Source organism: Pseudomonadota bacterium, from assembly GCA_022361155.1.
Lineage (GTDB): Bacteria > Myxococcota_A > Polyangia > Polyangiales > JAKSBK01 > JAKSBK01.
On record JAKSBK010000349.1, the window covers coordinates 1 to 1,197 of the forward strand.

Here is a 1,197-nt window from a genome sequence, read left to right on the forward strand (position 1 = left end):
CAATCCATACAAATATTTGAATATCCGGCTATCATTCCGGATTTCATGTTGTTTGTTCCGTGCGGTTGGGTTCAATTGTTTAAAATACGCTGTTTTGACAATTACTCTTTCATTAGTATCGGTGTGCTGTACCTATGCTGATGAAAAAGAGTTGAGCGACAACCAGGCACGCCAACAATGTTTCAAAGGAAAAACCATCTATTGCCTCGCCCTGGGGATTAAGGAAGAGAAATCCGGACGTCAGGAACGAGCTTTGGAGCTCTATCGCACTGCATGCAGAAAACATCCCAGTCCCGGTCACTTGCGTGCCTGCACTCCACTACTGAACCTGGCCTGGAAAATGAACCGCCTCGATGAGGAAGCTGCTCCTCTGGAGACCCGCTGTAGAGAGGAAAAGCCTGCTATCTGTTTTTATTTGGGGCAGGAGTATTTAAAATTAGTCGAAATGGAGAAAGCGGCACGCCATTTGGAACCCTTGTGCCGGAATCATTTTCGTCCACCCGATCCCGCCAATTATGGCCCCTGTTATCATCTGGCGAAGGGATACGAGCAGGCCGGAAAGTGGTACCGGGCGCGAGAGCTATTTCAGTTCGATTGCGAAAGCCACCCGGAAAAAGGGCAACCCAGTTGTGTGGCTCTGAAAGAGCTGGCAGAAATGGAAAAAGTTCACCAGGAATTGGCGCAAAAGGGAATTCGCAGCGCCGATCCGGTGGAGGGCGTACTGTTTTTTGTGGTTTTTATCAGTGTCTTGAATATGTGGATTTGGCTTAAAGGGGGCAGGTGGGGCCTGAAATATCTGAGTCTGGGGGCGCCACTGCTGGTATGGGGCTCTGCACTGACATGGGTGTACTGGCCGGAAAAACCGGAGTTTCCCGCCAGTCAGTGGATAGTGATTTACTTCGCCCTTTTGCAGGTTTCAGGGATGGCGATATTCGCCTTTCGTAAACTTCAATCAACCCACATTTCCCGCTAATTAAAGTCGCTTTTCAATTTGGATTCCGGCATAGTAAACGATATTTCCGAACTGAGGACTACGTTATATGAAAAATATTTCTCCCATAGGGGCTTTATTGATGATCGGTCTGGCAACGATATTTTCCGGGATTGCCCTGGCAGAAGATGTTGATCTTCTTCAAGCTGGCCAAAAAGCATTCAGCGAAGGCAAGTATCAGGACGCGGAGCAGTTTTTCAGCCAGG

Annotated in this window: 1 protein-coding gene; it reads left to right on the forward strand. The window is 48.4% G+C overall.

Going from position 1 to position 1,197, the window contains the following annotated elements:
* A partial coding sequence (locus MJD61_13650) for a hypothetical protein (protein ID MCG8556316.1) occupies nucleotides 1-973 on the forward strand: 973 nt, incomplete at its 5' end.
* Nucleotides 974-1,197 lie beyond the last annotated feature (224 nt).